This window comes from Pseudoalteromonas sp. MelDa3, from assembly GCF_002863625.1.
Classification (GTDB): Bacteria; Pseudomonadota; Gammaproteobacteria; order Enterobacterales; family Alteromonadaceae; genus Pseudoalteromonas; species Pseudoalteromonas arctica.
In genome coordinates, this window is the sequence record NZ_PJBR01000035.1 from 18,163 (window position 1) to 34,708 (window position 16,546).

A 16,546-nucleotide genomic window follows, 5' to 3' on the forward strand; every position below is an offset into this window, starting at 1 on the left:
ATCGTATTTAACTTATTGAGGACTAAAACTTAATACATTTCGTACTAAATAAGTAATTAGGTTGAAATGAAAATTAAGATAAGGAGGTCTTAATTAGCACGCACTTGTTTATGAGGTACTTTATGAAACACCAGCATTTATTATATTTATCAGGCGCTGCTATTATATTTAGCGCAGGCAGCTTTGCTTTATCTATGGAAAAGGTAGAACACAGTAATGTAGAAGCCACCATGCATGTAGAAACCATTGTACTGGGGTCTGGTTGTTTTTGGGGAGCAGAAAAACGCTACGAAGCGCTTAATGGCGTTATTGATGCTGAGTCGGGTTATGCTGACGGTAATGGGTTTAAAGCAACGTACAGAAATATTACTGATCAGTCTCGTCGTTTTGACGAGAACAATTATGCTGAAGTTGTGCAAGTTATGTATAACAGCAATATAATTTCAGCAGAAGAACTCTTAAAAAACTATTTTGAAAGTCACGATCCTACGCAAAAAAATCGCCAAGGTAACGACATCGGTACGCAATATCGTTCAATTGTATTAACGACTACTGATGCACAAGCTAAAGTAGCTGAGCAAGTTAAATCGCAATATCAGCAGCTTTTAACTGATGCGAGCTACGGCAAAATCGAAACGGTTATTAAACCGCTTACAGGTTTTGTATCGGCAGAAGAATATCACCAAAATTATCTAGAAAAGAACCCTAATGGCTATTGCCCCGATCATTCTACAGGCGTAGTTTTTAATAAAACACCCGTAGAAAAAGCAGACAACAGTGCTCTACTCGCAGGTAAGCAAATAGTGGTACTTGATTCTCGTGATTACTGCCCGTACTGTGAAAAATTTAAAAAAGCAGTCGCAAATGATTACAAAGGCACAATACCTATGACATTTCGTCATGCTGACCAACTTAATGATTTAACTATTAAGTCAGCCACGTGGGCAACGCCGACTATTTTGTTTCTAGAAAATGGCGTTGAGGTATATGGCCGTCAAGGCTATGCAACACCTGAAGAGTTTTATAAAGCATTAGGCGCTTTTAAATTAGGTAACAGTGATGCTTATAAAGTTGCATTCGATGCACGAACAGATAGACCTTATTGTAAAGAGTACAAAGAGTTTAAAAATACACCTGATGGTACTTTTGTTGATAAATTAAGTGGAGAGCCGCTATTTGATACAAGCGATAGGTTTAACTCCGGTACTGGTTGGTTGTCGTTTAAGCACCCAGTAAAAAGTAGTGTAACGCAGCATGACGATAGCAGCTGGGGAATAACACGTATTGAGCTACGTTCTAAAAGTACAGGTATTCATCTTGGTCATTTATTCCCAGGAGAAGGCCCTAGAGGCACAGACCGCTACTGTATAAACGCAACAGTACTCGATTTTGTACCAAGAGATAAAAGCTAAACCTTTTACTTTGTAAAGCCTGATTTTAATCAGGCTTTTTTTTGAATAAAATAAAATAGATTTATCATATTCTTTGCAAATTTGTTAAAATTAAAGCGTTGAACTACACATCAATAATATAACTTAGGCTGTAAATGAATCAATTTATAAAAATAACAACGCAGTTAATGTATTTGCCTTTAGCTTTCTTAATTTTTATAACCGATGCTAAGTCGGCAACGCACTATGTCGTCGGTGTAGAGAATATAGAGTATCTACCTTACTTTGATGGTAGTGGAACAAATGGTGCTGACTATTATGGCTTCAGTGAAGAGTTGCTCAATTTATTTGCACAGCAGCACGATTTTGAATTTGAGTTTTACACGCTGCCAATTAATCGTCTTTATAAAGAATTCATTGATCACCATCATGTTGATTTTAAATATCCAGATAATCCACAATGGAAACCAAGTTATAAAGCTTCCTTTGGTGATTTAAATGAAATTATTTATTCGCAGCCAACCGTTGTGACTAAAACGGGTATTGCGAGTTTAAATAAAAATATCACTATTGATGAATGCGTTAGTTTTGCAACGGTGAGAGGGTTTACGTCTCAAAGCTTTAAACCTTTAATGAATAACGAAAACGTTGAGCTAATTGAAACAGCTAACGTAATGGAATTAATAGAGATGCTTTTAAAAGAGCGAGTGGAGTGTATTTACATATCTAACGATGTATTAAACTATAATATCGTTAAATATTTCAAATTAACCCGACCCGTTTATTTTCAAAACGAATTGCCGACAGATTTACAAGCCTTTTTATTATCGTCGATTGACTATCCTGAGGTAGTTAAGCAATTTGATACATTTTTGCTTTCACATAAAGTGCAAATAAGTAAATTAAAAAGAGAGTATCAAATAAAAAATTAACTAAAAAAGCCCCGTAAGTTATAACTTACGGGGCTTTTTAAAAGGTATTAACCTGTATATAACTATATTATGTATGTGCTTAATAATAAAAACAGTTCAAGCCAAGTCACCACCTAACTTGAACTGCTTTTCACACTGACAACATCTTCACACACAATATAAAGATTCTGTTTACTACGCTTACGTAGCCTTGTAATGCATATCATGTGGTTGAGCCAAGAATAAAAACAGTTCAAGCCAAGTCACCACCTAACTTGAACCGCTTTTCACACTGACAACATCTTCACACACAATATAAAGATTCTGTTTACTACGCTTGCGTAGCCTTGTAATGCATATCATGTGGTTTGAGCCAAGAATAAAAACAGTTCAAGCCAAGTCACCACCTAACTTGAACCGCTTTTTCACACTGACAACATCTTCACACACAATATAAAGATTCTGTTTACTACGCTTACGTAGCCTGGTAATGCATATCATGTGGTTGAGCCAAGAATAAAAACAGTTCAAGCCAAGTCACCACCTAACTTGAACCGCTTTTTCACACTGACAACATCTTACACACACAATATAAGATTCTTTTAACTGCTAAGTTTGAGTTACTAAAACTCAAAAGGTTGCATTTATTGCTCTTAAAAAACAAATTAACTAAGTTGTTTTGAGCTGATGAAGTAACTTTAATATTTAACTTTATTTTCGACAAACGATAAAAATGAAACCAATGAGTGAAAAAAATTAAACTATAGACTTTAGTCTAATGCTCGGCGTTAAGTTTATGTATTTAAATAAAAAATATTATTCAAATTTGCAGGGGGTTATACCAATCTTCTTATATATGGGGTCTATTTAACGTTAAGAAAATTACGCTAGAACTAGGCAAAAATTTTTGTATCTAGTTGTTCTCGGCAATTGCTCCCTGCATTGCTCTACCTCCTGCATCCATGCAGTCGTAAATAAAAAATTTTTAACGACGTAATAGTGCAATTTAATTCGTTAAATTGATCAAAGATTTATGCAGGTTGGTATTAGACGAGTTCAGTAATAAAACACAGAGTGGGTTCTATTAATGAACTCGTCTAATAGGGGATTATTCTTGGATTTTTCTAAACGTATTTACAACCCACTTCGCAAATAAATCAAGCGGGTGATTAGGCGTGCTTGATTCGTGCTGCACTAAATAGTATTTATCTTTAGTTGTTAAAGGCTGCTCGAATAATTTGTACAGCCATTGCTCATCTAACCAGCTTTGACTAATAGGCAGTGGAATAAGCGCAATACCCATGCCTTGCTGCGCTGCACGCGCTACACCAAACATGCTATCTATTTGAATAATCTGCGAAGGAGAAAAGTCATCAATACCCGCTTTTTCGGCCCACTGGTGCCATGCCCAAGGGCGAGCTTTGTGGAGGATCAGCGGAACTTGGTTAAGCGCTTGACGATGATCGTCCCTCCATTGATCGAGCAATTTTTTATTACATGCAGGAATATATTCAAGGTTAAACAACTCTGTTGCTAATCCTTCAGTAGGTTTACCTGAGGACAATACAATAGATAAATCGCTATGACGCGTTAACTCTTTGCGTGTTTTAAGCGTGTCCATTTGCAGGTTTATATTAGGGTGCTCTGACGTCCACTCACTTAATTTAGGCATGAGTAGCTCGCTGGCAAAAAACTCAGGCAACGTAATTGTCAAATTTGTATTTTGCTGCATCTGACTAAACTCGTTAATGGTGCCCTCTAACATTGTGATGATAGGAGACACAGCATCAAAAAAGTTTTTACCCGCTGTGGTTAAGCTAATTGAACGCGTTTTACGTTGAAAAAGTTCAATACCAAGTTGTTCTTCAAGTTGTTTTATTTGATGGCTTACCGCAGACGGCGTTAAGTACAGCTCATTAGCTGCATGCTTAAAACTTAGGCTTCTTGCGGCAAAGCAAAAAGAGCGAAGGCCACGAATAGGAGTTTGCATGTTTTCCAGAATTATTTAATTTATTGAGACGCCTTACTTAGGCAAAATTTGAACCAACTATTTAATATATAAATATCAGTAGGTTAAAAATAAATTTAACGCTAGTTCACAAAAAGGGTGCAGACTATCCACAAAATAGTGCAAAGAATCTAAGCGCTTACATTTAATTTATATTTGTATTATAGATAAAATTTACTACAGATGTATGAATGACGGTAAAAATAATGGCAAAAGATAAAAAAAATCCCTCGTGAGAGGGATTTTGGGTAACTCAGCGCCATTGGCACTGGGAATGAGGTCGGTACAGGGTAAAGCGTTATTTTTAAGCTAAAGCCTAAAAAACCATTTCTGGTACTTCACCGTCAACAAGTAATTTACCTGCTGTTTTACTAATGATTTCATCAACAGTTACGCCCGGAGCGCGTTCTAATAAATGAAATGCGCCGTCTTTAACTTCTAGTACGGCTAAGTCTGTTACTATTTTTTTAACGCAATTAACGCCAGTAAGCGGTAAAGAGCAGGCTTCTAATAGTTTAGAGTCACCATGCTTACTTGCATGGGTCATAGTAACAATAATATTTTTCGCGCCAGCGACTAAATCCATCGCGCCACCCATGCCTTTAATCAGCTTTTTAGGGATCATCCACGATGCGATGTTGCCGTTCTGGTCAACTTCAAATGCACCCAGAACAGTCAAGTCTACATGACCACCCCGTATCATGGCAAAACTATCTGCACTATTAAATATGGCTGCACCTTTAGCTGCTGTCACGGTTTCTTTACCCGCGTTAATCATATCGGCATCTAGCTCTGCTTTAGTAGGGTACGGGCCCATGCCTAAAAGGCCATTTTCGGACTGTAACATAACTTCAATATCATCCGGTACATAGTTTGCGACGAGTGTCGGAATTCCTATGCCCAAATTTACGTAGTAACCGTCTTGAAGTTCTTGTGCAACGCGCATTGCAACTTGTTCACGTGATAATGCCATAATTATGCTCCTGCTTAATCTCGTGTTGTTACACGTTCAATGCGTTTTTCAAAGCTGCCTTTAATAACGCGATTTACAAAAATACCTGGGGTATGAATTTGGCTTGGCTCAAGCTCACCCGGCTCTACAATCTCTTCTACTTCGGCAACGGTAATTTTGCCAGCCGTTGCCGCCATTGGATTAAAGTTCATTGCCGTGTGTCTAAACACTAAATTACCGTAACGATCGGCTTTCCATGCTTTTACTATGGCAAATTCACCCGTTATAGATTCTTCTAAAATATACGGGCGACCATTAAACTCTTTTACATCTTTACCCTCAGCCACAGGAGTACCGTAACCGGTTGCCGTGTAAAACGCAGGTATACCCGCGCCACCAGCACGCATTTTTTCAGCAAGTGTACCTTGAGGTGTAAGCTCTACATCAATTTCGCCACTCAATAACTGCTGCTCGAATAGGGCGTTTTCGCCAACGTACGAGGCAATTACTTTTTTAATTTGTTTGTCTTGTAATAAAATACCTAAACCAAAGTCATCAACACCACAGTTATTAGATACTACAGTTAAGTTTTTTGTTTGCATGTGCTTAATTTGTTTAATTAAGCCCTCAGGAATACCACATAAACCAAAACCACCGGCAATAATGGTATCGCCGTCTTTTAATCCTTCCATTGCAGCTTCGTAGCTATATACTACCTTATCAAAACCGGCCATGAGTCTCTCCTCATTGTGTGCTATTTATTGTTAACTATCTTGAATCATCATTTTATAAGATAGCTATTTAGTGTGTAGTGCCACAGATACTTTGCTCACAGGTTGCTTACCAAGTGCTTTGGTTATCTCCCAGCCAGCGTCACTTAACCTTTGTAAATCAATTCCGTGTTCAATGCCAAGCCCTTGCAGCAAGTAAACTACATCTTCGGTGGCAACATTTCCTGACGCACCCTTAGCATAAGGACAGCCACCAAGGCCTGCAACTGCCGCGTCAACCGTTGCTATACCTAGGCTTAAGGCTGCGTAAATATTTGTAAGCGCTTGACCGTAAGTATCATGAAAATGCACGGCCAGCTTGGTTTTATCAATGTGCGTTAAAAGTAACTCGATTAATTGCGTTACTTTTTTAGCGGTGCCAACACCAATGGTATCGCCAAGACTTACTTCGTAACATCCTAAATCTAACAGCTTTTGCGATACACTAAGTACTGCTTGTGGGTCAATCTCACCCTCATAGGGGCAACCTAGCACACAGCTTACATAACCACGTACGCGAATATTATTCGCTTTAGCAAACGCCATTACTTCGCTAAAACGTTCAATACTTTCATCTATTGAGCAATTTATGTTTTTTTGACAAAACGACTCACTCGCAGCGGTAAATATAGCAAACTCTTTAATGCCAACAGCATGCGCTGCTTGTGCACCTTTTAAGTTAGGTGTAAGGGCACTTAAATTTACGTCAGGTAAATCTAGCGCTGATATTACATCAGCTGAGTCTGCCATTTGTGGCACCCATTTAGGGGAGACAAACGCGCCAGCTTCAATATTTTTTAAACCTGCAGCGCTTAGGGCGTTAATAAGCGCTACTTTATCGGCTGTGCTTACTGTTTTTTCGTTTTGTAGGCCGTCTCGCGCGCCAACTTCAACAATACGTACTTTACTTGGAAAGGCACTCATTATGCACCTTCCTCAGTTGTATCTTCTACTATCGCAAGCAGAGCGCCATGCGTTACTAATTCGCCTTCACCAAAACAGTAGCTTTTTAAAATGCCGTCGTGTGGTGCGTTAAGCGTGTATTCCATTTTCATGGCTTCGATAATAACAACCGCATCGCCTTTGGTGATTGTGCTACCAATGTCGATTAAATGCTTTACTACCGTGCCATTAAGCGGCGCGGCAAGTGGCAGTGCTTCACTTTCGTGCGAACTAATGTAATGTTTATCAACTAGCTCAAACTTAGTTTGCAGTGCTTTATTCATCACTGTCACACTATTGCCAACAGTATTATTACCTACCGTAGTTACGTGCGCGCTATGTTTTTTGCCGTTAATAAATACACTACACAGATTATTATTTAATGTGCCTTGTAGATTAAAAACGTGCTCGTTATGCGTAATACTATAGCCCGCTGTGGTTTTTATAGCGCTTAGCTGTAAATCGGCAAAAGGGATTTTAATTGCTTGCGGAGCATTGAGTGTAAAACCGCTTAGTTGTTGCCAAGGGCTTGCACTGTTTGGCGCATTTTGGGTGTTAGTTAACGATTCTAAATATGCAAAAGCACCAATAAGTTGGCTTGCTTGTAATAACGATTTATCAACCGCAACTAACGAGTCGCCTTGCTCTGCAATAAAGTGTGTACTTGGCGCACCTTGTTTAAACGTAGGGTGGCTTACTAAGTTATGTAAAAAGCCAATGTTAGTGCTAAAACCCGCTAAATGAAATTGCTCAAGGGCGTGTTGTAAACGGCTCAAGGCTTGTTCGCGATTGTCGTCGTGCACAATAAGTTTTGCAATCATCGGATCGTAAAACGGGCTGATTTCGTCGCCTTGTGCAATGCCTGTATCAATGCGTACAAATTCGCTGTTAAGGGGGGTATGTAGTGCTTCAATAGTGCCCGAACACGGAATAAAGTCGTTGGCTGGATCTTCTGCGTATATACGCGCTTCAAAGCTATGGCCCTGCAATTGAATATCACTTTGTGTCAGTGGCAGTGTTTGCCCACCCGCAATATTAATTTGCCAATTGACTAAATCTACACCGGTTACCATTTCGGTCACTGGGTGTTCTACTTGAAGGCGCGTATTCATTTCCATAAAGAAAAATTCATCGCCACACAGTAAAAACTCAACCGTACCTGCGCCTCTATAATTTATAGCCAGTGCACAACGTACAGCCGCTTCGCCCATTTCTTTGCGTAGTTCGTCAGATAAACCCGGAGCAGGGGCTTCTTCAATTACTTTTTGATGACGACGTTGCAAAGAACAATCACGATCGCCTAAATAAACACAGTTACCGTAGTTATCTGCAAATACTTGCACTTCAACATGGCGAGGTTGGTTTACGTAGCGCTCAAGCAATACTAAATCGTTACCAAAACCGGCAATTGCTTCACGTTGCGCGCCCTCAAGTGCACTCACAAATTGTTTGGCGTTTTGTACAACGCGCATACCTTTACCACCGCCACCAAAGGCGGCTTTAATTAGTACAGGGTAGCCAATTTTTTCAGCTTCACTTTGTAAAAAAGCAGGATCTTGTTTATCACCGTAATAACCAGGTACTAACGGCACGTTAGCAGCTGCCATTATTTCTTTAGCGCGAGTTTTAGACCCCATTGCTTCAATGCTACTTGCTGGTGGCCCTACAAAAGCAATGTTGTTAGCTTCGCAGGCTTTAGCAAATTCGCTGTTCTCAGATAAAAAACCATAGCCCGGGTGAATACAATCAGCGCCGCAATCTTTGGCAACTTGCAAAATTTTGTCTGCTACTAAATACGAATCTTTACTTGGCGCAGCGCCAATATGGTAAGCCTCGTCAGCCATTTTTACGTGCCCGGCATGTTTGTCTGCATCAGAATAAACCGCGACCGTGGTTAAGCCCATTTGTTTTGCACTGCGCATTACACGGCACGCAATTTCTCCACGATTGGCAATCAGTATTTTTTGTAATCGTTGTGTGTTCATAATTAATCCTACAGTTGCCATTGTGGTGGGCGTTTATCAAAAAAGGCACTTAGCCCTTCTTGACCTTCTTCAGATACGCGAATTTTTGCAATACGCTCAGCAGTAAGCTCAATGAGTTCATCGGTAATTTCTTTATTTGCTACATCGTTAATTAATGCTTTTGCGGCTTTTACTGCAATAGGTCCGTTATCAATCAGTGTTTGCAGCATATTATCGAGCGCACAGTCTAAATTACCGGTTACTTGATGGATTAAACCAAGTTGCTTAGCAGTATGTGCATCAAACACTTCAGCCGTTAAAAAGTACCTGCGAGCAGCGCGCTCACCGATAGCTTTAATGACGTATGGACTAATAACCGCCGGAATAAGACCCAGCTTTACTTCGCTTAAACAAAATTGTGCATCGTCTTTACTTAGGGCTATGTCGCAACAGGCTATTAAGCCCAGAGCACCACCAAAAGCAGCACCTTGCACAGCACAAATTGTAGGGTGTGGCGAGCTTGCTAATACCTGCATTAATTTAGCTAATTGCATTGAATCAGCTAGGTTATCGGCGTAGTTGTTATCAGCCATCGACTTCATCCAGGCTAAATCGGCGCCAGCTGAAAAGTGTTTACCCTCTGTTTTTAAAACCAAAGCGCGAATATCAAGCGTATTTGCATGTTCAATACACTGAATCAGCTCGTGTATTACTTCACTGTTAAATGCGTTTCTTTTTTCTGGGCGGCTTAACACAAGTACAGCCACATTAGATTTTGTTATTTGTAGTGTTACTGACATTTTGCGCTCCGGTTACATTCTAAATACGCCAAATTTCGAATCACGTTTTGGTGCGTTATTCGCAGCCGTTAACGCAAGCCCTAATACATTACGCGTATCGGCAGGGTCTATAATGCCGTCGTCCCACAAGCGTGCGCTTGCGTAATACGGATGACCTTGCTCTTCGTACTGATCAATAATTGGCTTTTTAAAGTCACTAATTTCTTGCTCGCTCATGCTTTGGCCTTTGCGTGCTAAACCATCTTGTTTAACTTGCGCCATTACACCCGCTGCTTGCTCGCCGCCCATAACCGAAATACGGGCATTAGGCCACATCCACATCATGGTTGGTTCAAATGCACGGCCACACATTCCGTAGTTACCTGCGCCGTAAGAGCCGCCAATAAGTACTGTAAATTTAGGCACATCAGCACACGAAACCGCCATCACCATTTTAGCGCCGTGCTTTGCAATGCCTTCGGCTTCGTATTTTTTACCCACCATAAAGCCGGTAATATTTTGTAAAAACACTAAAGGAATATTGCGCTGAGCACACAGCTGAATAAAGTGCGCGCCTTTTTGCGCCGACTCACTAAATAAAATACCGTTATTAGCCACTATGCCAACGGGGTTGCCATAAATGCTGGCAAAACCTGTGACTAACGTTTCACCAAAGTAGCGTTTAAATTCATCAAATGATGAGTCATCTACAGTGCGCGCTATTACTTCGCGTACATCAAATGGCTTTTTAAGGTCGGTGCCCACAATGCCGTAAAGCTCGTTAATGTCGTAACGTGGTGGCTTTACATCCTCTAGAAGAGGGGCTGTAGGGCGTGTGTAATTAATGCGCTCAATACATTGGCGCGCAATAGACAGCGCATGAGCATCGTTTTCAGCGTAGTGATCGGCAACACCCGAAATTTTACAGTGCACATCGGCGCCGCCTAGTTCTTCGGCGGTTACTTCTTCGCCTGTTGCTGCTTTTACAAGGGGCGGACCTGCTAAAAATATAGTGCCTTGCTCTTTTACAATAATGCTTTCATCGGCCATTGCAGGTACGTACGCACCACCAGCGGTACATAACCCCATTACCACGGCAATTTGTGGAATACCTTTACCCGACATACGGGCTTGATTGTAAAAAATACGACCAAAATGCAGCTTATCCGGAAATACATCATCTTGCTCTGGCAGATTTGCACCGCCCGAATCGACCAAATAAATACACGGTAAGTGGCAACGCTCTGCAATGTCTTGTGCACGTAAATGCTTTTTAACAGTTAGCGGAAAGTAAGTACCGCCTTTAACCGTGGCATCGTTTGCAATAATCATGCATTCAATGCCTTTAACACGGCCAATGCCGGCTACAACACCTGCGCACGGTATAGCTTGTTCGTACACACCAAATGCCGCAAATTGCGAAATTTCTAAAAAAGGTGAGCCTTCGTCAATTAACGTACTTATACGGTCGCGTACAAATAATTTACCACGGCCTTCGTGGCGCTCTTTTAACGCAGCGCCTCCGCCTTGGCTAATAGTGGCTACTTTACTGCGTAAATCATCCACCAGCGCCGACATATTTTTATGGTTTTGCACAAACGTTGGATCGTGAGGATTAACGCTCGATTTTAAAATCGTCATGGTTTAATCCTTAACGGCTTTCAGTGAAAAGTTCGCGGCCAATAAGCATGCGGCGTATTTCTGATGTACCTGCACCAATTTCGTATAGTTTGGCATCACGAAGCAGGCGGCCTGTGGCGTATTCGTTTATGTAGCCATTGCCACCTAAAATTTGAATCGCATCAAGCGCCATTTTAGTCGCAAGCTCTGCTGCATATAAAATGGCACCGGCAGCATCTTTACGGGTTGTTTCGCCACGGTCACAAGAGCGAGCTACCGTATACACATATGAACGGGCAGCATTCATTTGTGTATACATGTCGGCTACTTTGCCCTGAATTAACTGAAATTGACCAATAGGGGTGTCAAACTGTTTACGCTCATGAATGTACGGTACTACTATGTCCATACACGCTTGCATTATGCCAAGCGGGCCAGCTGCAAGTACTACACGTTCGTAATCAAGGCCACTCATGAGTACTTTAACGCCTTCGTTTAAGTTACCTAAAATGTTCTCAGCAGGTACTTCACAGTTTTCAAATACTAGTTCACAGGTGTTTGAGCCGCGCATGCCCAGTTTGTCGAGCTTTTGCGCCGTTGAAAAACCAGGGAAGTTGCTCTCAACAATAAACGCGGTAATGCCTTTAGCGCCGGCGTTTAAATCTGTTTTAGCATAAATTACTAACGTGTGTGCGTCAGGACCATTGGTGATCCACATTTTGTTGCCGTTTAAAATGTACTTATTGCCTTTTTTTTCGGCTTTAAGTTTCATCGATACAACGTCAGAGCCCGCATTAGGCTCGCTCATTGCAAGGGCACCAATGTGTTCGCCACTAATAAGCTTTGGTAAGTATTTTTCTTTTTGAGCTTGTGTACCGTTACGGTTAATTTGATTAACACACAGGTTTGAATGTGCTCCATAGCTTAAACCTATAGAGGCACTGGCACGGCTAATTTCTTCCATAGCAATAACATGTTCTAAGTAACCTAACCCAGCGCCGCCAAGTTCTTCAGATACGGTCATACCCAGTACGCCCATTTCGCCCATTTGAGCCCAAAGTTGATTTGGAAAAGCGTTATCTAAGTCAGTTTTTTCAGCAAGAGGGGCAATTTCCTGACTCGCAAAACTGTTTACGTGGTCGCGGATCATATCGGCGGTTTCGCCAAGGCCAAAGTTCATTTCTTTATATAGTGAAATAGTGCTCATGATTCATTCCTGTGTGTCGTCAGTGTGTTGTTATTCTTAAAATAGGCTACTCGTCTATTTTGTTCAGTGTGTCTCTGCAGCGGCGCTCGGCAGTCACCAACTCCATAAGAACAACTTTAATGTCGTCCATTTGTTGAGATAAGTCAGACTTTTTATCGGCTATTAAATCAAGCATGGTAACCAGCTGCTTAGCACTCGACTTATCAGCGTCGTACAGTTCAAACAAACGGCCTGTTTCAGCAAGCGTAAAGCCCAATCGTTTACCACGTAATATTAGTTTTAAACGCACTTTGTCGCGTTTTGAATAAATACGTGTTTGACCATTACGCTCTGGGGTTATTAACCCTTGGTCTTCGTAAAAGCGAATAGAGCGGGTTGTAATGTCAAATTCTTTAGCGAGTTCGCTAATGCTGAATGTTTGTTCATTACTGGCCGGCATTTTGGCTGAGCTTGCAAAGTTTGTTTGATTATCTGGTTTCATAATTGTATTTACCTCATTCGAATAACCCCAATATAAGTGAAGTTTACGTAAAGGTAAAGCTTGGTGTGTTTTGAAACTATTTATAAAGGAGTGTTGGCGCGAAAAGTTGACTTATTTTATTAATTTTCAGTAGGTTAATTTTATTTCCTCAGTGTGGCCTAACAGCTGGAAAATAATGCTTACACTTATAAAACTAAAAATTAAGCTGTTTTTAGTTGACGTTGGCGTAAACGTTAGTATTGTGTGTAGGTATTAAATAATAAATGAATACTAAATTAATAGAGCAAATATACTAACAATTATTTGCATTAAATTACAACGGAGTTAGTTATGACTTTAGAATCAGTGGTAATTGTAGCAGCAAAACGCACCCCAATGGGTGGTTTTATGGGAGCGTTAAGTGATGCGCAGTCTACCGAGCTTGGCGCTACCGCTATTGCCAGTGCACTTGCACAAACTGGTTTAGCTAATAACGCTATAGATGAAGTAATTATGGGCTGTGTATTACCAGCAGGGCTTGGGCAAGCGCCCGCACGCCAAGCAATGTTAAAAGCAGGCCTGGCACTTAGCACCGGTGCTACAACAATTAACAAAGTATGTGGCTCTGGTTTAAAAGCCGCCATGCTTGCAAACGATTTAATTAAAGCAGGCTCTATCCAATCTGCCATTGCCGGTGGCATGGAAAGCATGACAAACGCACCGTACTTTATTCCAAAAGCACGTGGCGGTATGCGAATGGGTCACGGCGAAATAAAAGATCACATGATGAGCGACGGCCTTGAAGATGCTTACGATAACAAAGCAATGGGTTGTTTTGCACAAGACACCGCCGACGAGTACGGCATTGGTCGTGAGCAAATGGATGCGTTTGCATTAGGCTCATTAAGTAAAGCTAAAGCAGCAATACAAAATGGCAGTTTTGATAACGAAGTTGCCCCGCATACGATGCAAACACGCAAAGGCGATGTAACAGTTTCGATTGACGAGCAACCAGGTAACGCCCGCCCAGAAAAAATTCCAAGTCTGCGTGCAGCCTTTAAAAAAGACGGCACCATTACAGCCGCTAATTCATCGTCAATTTCAGACGGTGGCGCAGCGCTTATATTAATGAGCGAATCAAAAGCAAAAGAGCAAGGCTTAACACCGCTTTGTAAAATTGTAGCGCACAGTACTCACTCTCAAAAACCAAGTGAATTTACAGTAGCGCCAGTAGGTGCAATAAGCAGCGTGCTTGAAAAAGCAGGCTGGGCTGTAAACGACGTTGACCTTTGGGAAATTAACGAAGCATTTGCCATGGTAACCATGCTGGCTATTAACGAGTTAAAACTTGATGAAAGCAAAGTAAACGTTAACGGCGGTGCATGTGCATTGGGTCATCCAATTGGTGCAAGCGGCGCGCGTATTTTAGTAACGCTTATTCATGCACTTAAAAACCGAGGCCTTAAAAAAGGCATTGCGTCTTTATGTATTGGTGGCGGTGAAGCGGTTGCTATGGCCGTAGAAGCTTACTAATTAGGGTTACATGAATAGCTAGGCGAATACTTTAACGAATAACTATAAAGGCGCTGCACTCATAATACTAACAAAGCGGCGCTACCAATTTTAAAAGAGAACACACAACTCACACACTAGGATTTAATCATGCACCAAGTACCACTACTTATTAATGGCGAATTTATTCAATCAGCGTCAAAAGAGCTTATCGATGTTATAAACCCAGCAACTCAAGAAGTACTTGCACAAGTGCCATGTACCACCGAGTCAGAAATGGACGCGGCAATTGCCTCAGCCTCAGAGACGTTTAAAACATGGAAAGACGTACCCATTACTGAACGTGCTCGCATTATGATGAAGTACGCAGCGCTATTAAAAGAACATCACGATGAGCTTGCTACCATTATTTGCCACGAATTGGGTAAAACGTTTGAAGATGCAAAAGGCGATGTTTGGCGTGGTATTGAAGTAGTAGAACAAGCCGCTAACGCACCATCATTAATGATGGGTGAAACAATGGAAAACGTAGCGCGCAAAATCGATACGTATTCTTACATGCAGCCACTTGGCGTGTGTGCCGGCGTTACCCCGTTTAACTTCCCTGCAATGATCCCACTTTGGATGTTCCCGCTGGCTATTGTGTGTGGTAACACCTTTATTTTAAAACCGTCTGAACAAGATCCACTTACACCAATGCGCTTAGCAGAGCTATTTATTGAAGCCGGCGCACCAAAAGGCGTATTACAAGTTGTTCACGGTACAAAACCACAAGTAGACCGCTTACTAGAAGATAAAGCAGTGCGCGCTATTTCGTTTGTTGGCTCGTGTGGTGTAGGTGCTTATATTTATTCTAAAGGCACACAAAATCTTAAACGCGTGCAAGCGTGTGTTGGCGCTAAAAACCACATGGTTATTATGCCAGATGCAAGTAAATCGCATGTCGTAAACAACCTAGTAGGCGCATCGGTAGGTGCTGCTGGTCAGCGTTGTATGGGGATTTCGGTTGCTGTATTTGTAGGTCAAGCAAGTCAGTGGGTAGATGAAATTAAAGCAGGCTTTGAAAATGTACGCCCAGGCGTGTGGGATGATGCAAACGCGGCATACGGACCACAAACATCAAAAGCAGCAAAATCGCGTATTTTATCGCTTATTGCTGGTGGTAAAGAGCAAGGCGCTACCTGTTTAATTGATGGTTCTGACTTTACAGTTGAAGGGTATGAGCAAGGTAACTGGGTTGGTCCAACATTATTTACCGATGTAACCAAAGAGATGGATTTATACAAAGAAGAAATATTTGGCCCCGTGCTAGCGTGTATGTTTGTAGATACGCTTGATGAAGCAATCGCACTTATTAACGACAGCCCTTACGGTAATGGCACCTCATTATTTACGTCAAGTGGCGCAGTAGCTCGTAAATTTCAACACGAAATTGAAGTAGGGCAAGTAGGTATTAATGTGCCAATTCCGGTGCCACTTCCGTTCTTTTCGTTCACCGGTTGGAAAGGCTCGTTTTACGGCGATACACACACGTATGGTAAACAAGGTATTCGTTTTTACACAGAAACTAAAACGATTACCTCACGTTGGTTTGAAGACGACATTGCGTCGGGTCCAAACATGAGCATTAACTTAAAGTAATCATGATTAAAACGAATAACTGAATAACTAATAATAAAAAAGATGGGCGCGAAGGCTACTTCACACACAATACACACATAAGCCTTCGCCGCTCGTCACTAACTATCCCTTTAATGGGAAAGCGACACGCAACAAACACACAACAACAAACACACAACTAAAGAGGTCTCTACCATGGACTTTAACTTATCAGAAGATCAACAAGCCTTTGCGCAAACTGCACGACAATTTGCCGAGTCGGAACTTGCACCCTATGCGGCAAAATGGGATCGCGAGCATATTTTTCCTAAAGACACAATTAAAGCAGCGGGCGAACTTGGTTTTTGTGGTTTATACACGCCAGAGGAAGCAGGCGGCCTTGGCTTATCTCGTTTAGATTCGAGCATTAT

The 16,546-nt window shown here is 41.3% G+C and carries 14 protein-coding genes; 5 read left to right on the forward strand and 9 right to left on the reverse strand.

The genetic code is table 11. The annotated features are described in order from the left end of the window. Nucleotides 1-122 precede the first annotated feature (122 nt). Together msrA and CXF89_RS09155 are read left to right on the forward strand one after the other, a co-directional pair. Nucleotides 123-1,412, forward strand: coding sequence for a peptide-methionine (S)-S-oxide reductase MsrA (gene msrA, locus CXF89_RS09150; protein ID WP_121954420.1), 1,290 nt, complete (start codon nt 123-125; stop codon nt 1,410-1,412). 134 nt (nt 1,413-1,546) lie between these two features. Further along, entirely contained in the window at nt 1,547-2,323 is a 777-nt protein-coding gene (locus CXF89_RS09155; RefSeq protein ID WP_121954421.1) for a type 2 periplasmic-binding domain-containing protein, read from the forward strand. Between the two features lie 1,087 nt (nt 2,324-3,410). On the opposite strand, the gene CXF89_RS09160 is transcribed toward CXF89_RS09155, so the two are convergent. The 9 genes from CXF89_RS09160 to CXF89_RS09200 form a co-directional block, all read right to left on the reverse strand. Further along, nucleotides 3,411-4,292 (reverse strand): LysR family transcriptional regulator, encoded by an 882-nt coding sequence (locus tag CXF89_RS09160; RefSeq protein ID WP_024590165.1) that lies wholly within the window; start codon nt 4,290-4,292, stop codon nt 3,411-3,413. Nucleotides 4,293-4,626: 334 nt separating this feature from the next. Continuing rightward, nucleotides 4,627-5,283 carry a CoA transferase subunit B gene (locus CXF89_RS09165; protein WP_007580251.1) on the reverse strand — a complete coding sequence of 219 codons (657 nt, stop codon included), beginning with the start codon at nt 5,281-5,283 and terminating at the stop codon, nt 4,627-4,629. Nucleotides 5,284-5,297: 14 nt separating this feature from the next. Then, on the reverse strand, nt 5,298-5,996 hold the full coding sequence (locus CXF89_RS09170) for a CoA transferase subunit A (protein WP_121954422.1): 699 nt from the start codon (nt 5,994-5,996) through the stop codon (nt 5,298-5,300). A gap of 63 nt (nt 5,997-6,059) precedes the next feature. Continuing rightward, nucleotides 6,060-6,956, reverse strand: a complete 897-nt coding sequence (locus CXF89_RS09175; protein WP_121954423.1) for a hydroxymethylglutaryl-CoA lyase — start codon at nt 6,954-6,956, stop codon at nt 6,060-6,062. Beyond that, nucleotides 6,956-8,959: an acetyl/propionyl/methylcrotonyl-CoA carboxylase subunit alpha gene (locus CXF89_RS09180; protein ID WP_121954424.1), complete on the reverse strand. Its 2,004-nt coding sequence runs from the start codon at nt 8,957-8,959 to the stop codon at nt 6,956-6,958. The genes CXF89_RS09175 and CXF89_RS09180 overlap by 1 nt, the downstream gene beginning before the upstream one ends. 8 nt (nt 8,960-8,967) lie before the next feature. Then, nucleotides 8,968-9,738, reverse strand: coding sequence for an enoyl-CoA hydratase/isomerase family protein (locus CXF89_RS09185; protein ID WP_121954425.1), 771 nt, complete (start codon nt 9,736-9,738; stop codon nt 8,968-8,970). A gap of 12 nt (nt 9,739-9,750) precedes the next feature. After that, on the reverse strand, nt 9,751-11,358 hold the full coding sequence (locus tag CXF89_RS09190; RefSeq protein ID WP_121954426.1) for a carboxyl transferase domain-containing protein: 1,608 nt from the start codon (nt 11,356-11,358) through the stop codon (nt 9,751-9,753). A gap of 10 nt (nt 11,359-11,368) precedes the next feature. Then, nucleotides 11,369-12,544 (reverse strand): isovaleryl-CoA dehydrogenase, encoded by a 1,176-nt coding sequence (locus CXF89_RS09195; protein WP_121954427.1) that lies wholly within the window; start codon nt 12,542-12,544, stop codon nt 11,369-11,371. A gap of 46 nt (nt 12,545-12,590) precedes the next feature. Beyond that, the gene (locus CXF89_RS09200; protein ID WP_007580242.1) at nt 12,591-13,025 is read right to left on the reverse strand and encodes a MerR family transcriptional regulator; all 435 of its coding nucleotides are present in this window, start codon (nt 13,023-13,025) and stop codon (nt 12,591-12,593) included. 330 nt (nt 13,026-13,355) lie between these two features. Between CXF89_RS09200 and CXF89_RS09205 the strand changes: the two genes are divergently transcribed. The 3 genes from CXF89_RS09205 to CXF89_RS09215 form a co-directional block, all read left to right on the forward strand. Next, nucleotides 13,356-14,537 carry a thiolase family protein gene (locus CXF89_RS09205; protein WP_007580239.1) on the forward strand — a complete coding sequence of 394 codons (1,182 nt, stop codon included), beginning with the start codon at nt 13,356-13,358 and terminating at the stop codon, nt 14,535-14,537. Nucleotides 14,538-14,666: 129 nt separating this feature from the next. Further along, complete coding sequence (locus CXF89_RS09210) at nt 14,667-16,157, forward strand: CoA-acylating methylmalonate-semialdehyde dehydrogenase (RefSeq protein ID WP_121954428.1); 1,491 nt, start codon at nt 14,667-14,669, stop codon at nt 16,155-16,157. A gap of 174 nt (nt 16,158-16,331) precedes the next feature. After that, nucleotides 16,332-16,546 (forward strand): acyl-CoA dehydrogenase family protein (locus tag CXF89_RS09215; protein ID WP_145990811.1); only part of this gene is annotated, 215 nt, incomplete at its 3' end.

Coding starts and splice junctions, on each gene's coding strand:
- CXF89_RS09155 (WP_121954421.1), top strand. CDS start 1,547: ATGAATCAATTTATAAAAATAACAACGCAGTTAATGTATTTGCCTTTA.
- CXF89_RS09165 (WP_007580251.1), bottom strand. CDS start 5,283: ATGGCATTATCACGTGAACAAGTTGCAATGCGCGTTGCACAAGAACTT.
- CXF89_RS09210 (WP_121954428.1), top strand. CDS start 14,667: ATGCACCAAGTACCACTACTTATTAATGGCGAATTTATTCAATCAGCG.
- CXF89_RS09160 (WP_024590165.1), bottom strand. CDS start 4,292: ATGCAAACTCCTATTCGTGGCCTTCGCTCTTTTTGCTTTGCCGCAAGA.
- msrA (WP_121954420.1), top strand. CDS start 123: ATGAAACACCAGCATTTATTATATTTATCAGGCGCTGCTATTATATTT.
- CXF89_RS09185 (WP_121954425.1), bottom strand. CDS start 9,738: ATGTCAGTAACACTACAAATAACAAAATCTAATGTGGCTGTACTTGTG.
- CXF89_RS09195 (WP_121954427.1), bottom strand. CDS start 12,544: ATGAGCACTATTTCACTATATAAAGAAATGAACTTTGGCCTTGGCGAA.
- CXF89_RS09200 (WP_007580242.1), bottom strand. CDS start 13,025: ATGAAACCAGATAATCAAACAAACTTTGCAAGCTCAGCCAAAATGCCG.
- CXF89_RS09205 (WP_007580239.1), top strand. CDS start 13,356: ATGACTTTAGAATCAGTGGTAATTGTAGCAGCAAAACGCACCCCAATG.
- CXF89_RS09175 (WP_121954423.1), bottom strand. CDS start 6,956: ATGAGTGCCTTTCCAAGTAAAGTACGTATTGTTGAAGTTGGCGCGCGA.
- CXF89_RS09190 (WP_121954426.1), bottom strand. CDS start 11,358: ATGACGATTTTAAAATCGAGCGTTAATCCTCACGATCCAACGTTTGTG.
- CXF89_RS09180 (WP_121954424.1), bottom strand. CDS start 8,959: ATGAACACACAACGATTACAAAAAATACTGATTGCCAATCGTGGAGAA.
- CXF89_RS09170 (WP_121954422.1), bottom strand. CDS start 5,996: ATGGCCGGTTTTGATAAGGTAGTATATAGCTACGAAGCTGCAATGGAA.